The organism is Mesorhizobium sp. M1E.F.Ca.ET.063.01.1.1 (assembly GCF_003998155.1).
GTDB lineage: Bacteria > Pseudomonadota > Alphaproteobacteria > Rhizobiales > Rhizobiaceae > Mesorhizobium.
Genome location: NZ_RZSC01000464.1, coordinates 1 through 4,733 on the forward strand (window position 1 = coordinate 1; position 4,733 = coordinate 4,733).

The 4,733-nt window shown below is 63.1% G+C and carries 4 protein-coding genes; all 4 read left to right on the forward strand.

Annotated features, from left to right (window positions below):
- Positions 1-206: 30S ribosomal protein S20 (rpsT, locus tag EOA29_RS25450; RefSeq protein ID WP_127221782.1), on the forward strand; the 206-nt coding region annotated here is incomplete at its 5' end.
- Between the two features lie 911 nt (positions 207-1,117).
- Positions 1,118-2,593 carry a chromosomal replication initiator protein DnaA gene (gene dnaA, locus EOA29_RS25455; protein ID WP_245464820.1) on the forward strand — a complete coding sequence of 492 codons (1,476 nt, stop codon included), beginning with the start codon at positions 1,118-1,120 and terminating at the stop codon, positions 2,591-2,593.
- Positions 2,594-2,792: 199 nt separating this feature from the next.
- Positions 2,793-3,911 (forward strand): DNA polymerase III subunit beta, encoded by a 1,119-nt coding sequence (gene dnaN / locus EOA29_RS25460; RefSeq protein ID WP_126090335.1) that lies wholly within the window; start codon positions 2,793-2,795, stop codon positions 3,909-3,911.
- Positions 3,912-3,978: 67 nt separating this feature from the next.
- Positions 3,979-4,733, forward strand: a 755-nt coding sequence (locus EOA29_RS25465) for an AAA family ATPase (protein WP_127221783.1), incomplete at its 3' end; no start/stop codon positions are given.

Sequence of the window (4,733 nt, forward strand, 5' to 3'; positions counted from 1 at the left end):
ACAAGAACCGCCGCTCGCGCGTCCGCACCTATGTCCGCCAGGTCGAAGAGGCGCTCGCCGCCGGCGACAAGGCCGCGGCGCTGGAAGCCTTCAAGGCCGCGGAGCCGGAATTGATGCGTGCCGCCACCAAGGGCGTCATCCACAAGAACACGGCGTCCCGCAAGGTTTCGCGCCTGGCCCAGCGCGTCAAGGTGCTGTCGGCCTGACCGACTTCCATTCGGAACCGTTATCTTTGAACCCGGCCGCGCAGGCCGGGTTTTTTCGTTTGCCGGCAAGTACTTAAAAAGAACGTCCGCGTAACGACGTCCGGTCCGAATTTCAAAGTTGCGAATATTTTGCCGGCATATACATAATCGCTGATATCTTCGCCTGCCGGATACAGGCATGGCCGCAAATTGGCCTGTCACAAATTCTGCTTATTTTTCAAAAGATTACGGATGGTCATCCACAGCTTGTTCAACGCGCGCAGGAGCGGCGGGGGACAAGTAGCTGTCAAGCGAATTATTTCAGAAAATTTCGTATCGGCCGGCCTTTTTCATATTCGCCGGAAAAGGGTTTGAATCACAATGGCTTTGTCAAAAGCTGTCCCAACGGCACCTGCTTCGAACGCGTCTCCGCTAACCAGATTCGTTAAAAATCGGTTAGACGTGGCCTTGCCCTATCCACAGCGATTTCGGTAATGTCCATCCATCGAAGGGACGGGCATTCAGCCCCTGACCCAGCCTGAATCGGCCACCAAAAAATGGCGGAATTCATGACGTGGAGTAATTCCGCGTGCGGCTTGGTTTGTCTCTTCGGTGGGTAGGGGACTGGCGTAATTGTACATCGCAGTCGACGTTGGGCCGGCGTTTTCGCCGGACGGCGTTGTATTGCCTTGGCATGATCAAGCCGGCTGGCAAGAGCCGGCATCGGTCCCTTGCGCAACGTTGCGACAAGATCGCCGGCGGCGGCGATGGAGATGCAGCGAAAACGTCGCCGGACCAGAGGGTGCAGGAGGCGCACTCCCGGCGGGAAAAAGGGTACGAGAAGACAAGGAACGTTGATCATGCAGAGCGGCATCGAAAGGGAGATAGCGAGCGAACTCCCATTCCCTACAACCTTCGTCGGAGGGGACGGCATGGCGGCATCCAGCGACGCTGAACAGAAGTTCGAGCGGGTCAAGGCCCAGCTTAAGGCGCGTCTGGGAGCCGAGGTCTATTCGAGCTGGTTTGGCCGCATGAAGGTTGCCGAGGCTTCGCGCGGCATTGTCCGTATTTCCGTGCCCACGGCCTTCCTGCGGTCGTGGATCAACGGCCACTATCTCGACCTTATTGCCGAACTTTGGAGGCATGAGGATGCCGACGTTCTCAAGATCGAGATCGTCGTGCGGACCGCCACGCGCCAAGGCCGCAACAATGTCGAGCCGGAGATCGCGCCGGCGCGCAAGATGACCAAACAGACGCAGACCGTGCTCGCCGCCGGCACCGCAAGCAACGGCCGGGTGGAGCGGGCGCCGGCGCCTCGCCAGGGCGGCGCGCCGGTGGAGACCGAGTTCCGCCACAATGTGCTGGGGTCACCACTCGACCCGCGCTACACTTTCGCCTCGTTCATCGAAGGACCCTCGAACCGGGTCGCCTTCGCGGCCGCCAAGGCGGTGGCGGAATCGCAGTCGAGCGCCGTGCGCTTCAACCCGCTCTTCCTTCACGCGACCGTCGGACTGGGCAAGACGCACCTTTTGCAGGCGATCGCGGCGGAATCGCTGCGGCACAACCCGAAATCGCGCGTGGTCTATCTAACGGCGGAATATTTCATGTGGCGCTTCGCCACCGCCATCCGCGACAACAATGCGCTCACCCTCAAAGAGCAATTGCGCGATATCGATCTTCTGATCATCGACGACATGCAGTTCCTGCAGGGCAAGTCGATCCAGCATGAGTTCTGCCACCTGATCAACATGCTGCTCGACAGCGCCAAGCAGGTGGTGGTCGCCGCCGACCGGCCGCCGTCGGAACTGGAATCGCTGGAGCCGCGCGTGCGTTCGCGCCTCAATGGCGGCGTGGCGCTCGAAATGTCGGCGCCGGATTTCGCCATGCGCCTCGGCATGCTGAAGCTGCGCCTCGCCACCGCCAAGGTCGACGATGCCTCGCTCGACATTTCGGACGATATCCTCGATCACGTCGCGCGCACGGTGACAGGCAGCGGACGCGAGCTCGAAGGCGCCTTCAACCAGCTTCTGTTCCGCCAGTCCTTCGAGCCGCAGATCACCATCGACCGCATCGACGAGATCCTCGGCCACATCTACCGCTCGGGCGAGCCAAAGCGGGTGCGCATCGAGGACATCCAGCGCATCGTGGCGCGCCACTACAACGTGTCGAAGACGGAGCTGCTGTCCAACCGGCGCACGCGCACCATCGTCAAGCCGCGGCAGGTGGCAATGTATCTGTCGAAGGTGATGACGCCGCGCTCGCTGCCGGAAATCGGGCGGCGTTTCGGCGGCCGCGACCACACGACGGTGCTCCATGCCGTGCGCAAGATCGAGGATCTTTCCGGTGCCGACAACACGCTGGCGCAGGAGCTCGAACTGCTCCGAAGGCTGATCAACGAGCAGGCCTGAGCGGTCCGAAAAAGGGGCGGCGGCGCAGTTCGCCGGCTTTATCCCCAGAAAGCCCGCGCAACCGGCCGGAACCGGTGTCGCGGGCTTGCGTTTGCAGGCTTTTTACTGTCAGCTTACACAGATTCTGAGCTTTTCGGAGCTGTCGCGGGATGCCACCCCTTGGTGCCCCGCCCATTCATTGAAGCGAGCCTGTTTCGTCATGCGTGTTATCCTGGAACGGTCCAATCTCCTGAAGTCCCTCAACCACGTTCATCGCGTGGTGGAGCGGCGCAACACCATACCGATCCTGTCGAATGTGCTGCTCAGCGCAGAAGGCGCGAGCCTCGAGATGAAAGCGACCGACCTCGACCTCGAGGTGACGGAAGCCACGCCCGCCAAGGTCGAGCGCGGCGGCGCGACGACGGTCCCGGCGCATCTGCTCTACGACATCGTGCGCAAGCTCGCCGACGGCGCCGAGGTCATGCTGAAGACCGACGAGGACGGCAATGCGATGACGGTCACGTCAGGCCGCTCCAGCTTCCGCCTGCAGTGCCTGCCGCAGTCCGATTTCCCGGAACTTTCGGCCGGCTCCTTCTCGCACATCTTCCGGCTCGACTCGGCGGCGCTCAAAGGCCTGATCGAGAAGACCCAGTTCGCCATCTCGACCGAAGAGACGCGCTACTATCTCAACGGCATCTTCCTGCACACGCATGAGGTGGGCGGCAAGCTGAAGCTGCGCTCGGTCGCGACCGACGGGCACCGCCTGGCGCGCGCCGAAATCGACGCGCCGGCAGGCTCCGAAGGCATGCCCGGCATCATCATCCCGCGCAAGACGGTGAGCGAGCTGCAGAAGCTGGTCGACGACCCGGATGTGGCGGTGACGACGGAGCTGTCGGACACCAAGATCCGCTTCACCATCGGCAGCGTCATCCTGACTTCGAAGCTGATCGACGGCACCTTCCCCGACTATCAGCGCGTCATCCCGACCGGCAACGACAAGAAGCTGATCATCGACCGCCAGAGCTTCGCCGCCGCCGTCGACCGCGTCTCGACCATTTCGTCGGAGCGCGGCCGGGCAGTGAAAATGTCGATCAACGACGGCCAGCTCACGCTCGCCGTCAACAATCCGGATTCGGGCAGCGCCACCGAGGAGCTGGCGGCCGACTATTCGTCCGATCCGATCGAGATCGGCTTCAACGCCAAATATCTGCTCGACGTCGCCGCCCAACTCACCGGTTCGGAGGCGAAGTTCATGCTGGCGGATGCCGGGTCGCCGACGCTGATCCACGACATGGCCGACGAGACCGCGCTCTATGTGCTGATGCCGATGCGGGTGTAGCGCATCGGGTTTCGCGCCGGCTGGCGATGGAATGATGATTGCGGCGGCTTGCACGGGCGGACAGCGGTTGCCGGAACAGACCCATATAAGTAAGCTAACACTTACAAACTTCCGCAACTATGCGGGAGTTTCGCTCGAGCTCGACCCTGGCGCCGTGGTGCTGTCCGGCGACAATGGCGCCGGCAAGACCAATCTGCTCGAAGCCATCTCGCTGCTGACGCCCGGACGCGGGCTGCGCCGCGCGCCCTATGCCGACGTGGCGCGCGAAGGCGGCGATGGCGGCTTTGCCCTGCATGCCCGGATCGAGGGGCCGGAAGGCCAGGTCGAAATCGGCACCGGCGTTTCCGGTGCAGATGCCACCGGAGAAGGCGGCAGACGCGTTCGCATCAACGGCGCGCCGGCGAAGTCGGCTGACGATATGCTGGAGTGGCTGCGGGTCGTCTGGCTGACGCCGGCGATGGACGGGCTGTTTCCAGGGCCGGCCGCCGACCGCCGCCGCTTCCTCGACCGTCTTGTGCTCGCGATCGATCCAAACCATGGCCAGCGGGCCCTCGACTACGAAAAGGCGATGCGCGACCGTAACCGCCTGCTTACCGAAGGATCGCGCGACAGCGCCTGGTTCGACGCGATCGAGACACAGATGGCCGAAACCGGGGTGGCGATCGCCGCGGCACGGGCGGAACTGGTGCGGCTGCTTGCCGCCATGATCGACAGGCTGCCCGGCAGCGGCCCGTTTCCGCAAGCCGACATCAGCCTGTCCGGCGAATTGGAGGGTGGGATCGCCGTCGCGCCGGCGGTCGATGTCGAGGAGCGTTTCCGCGC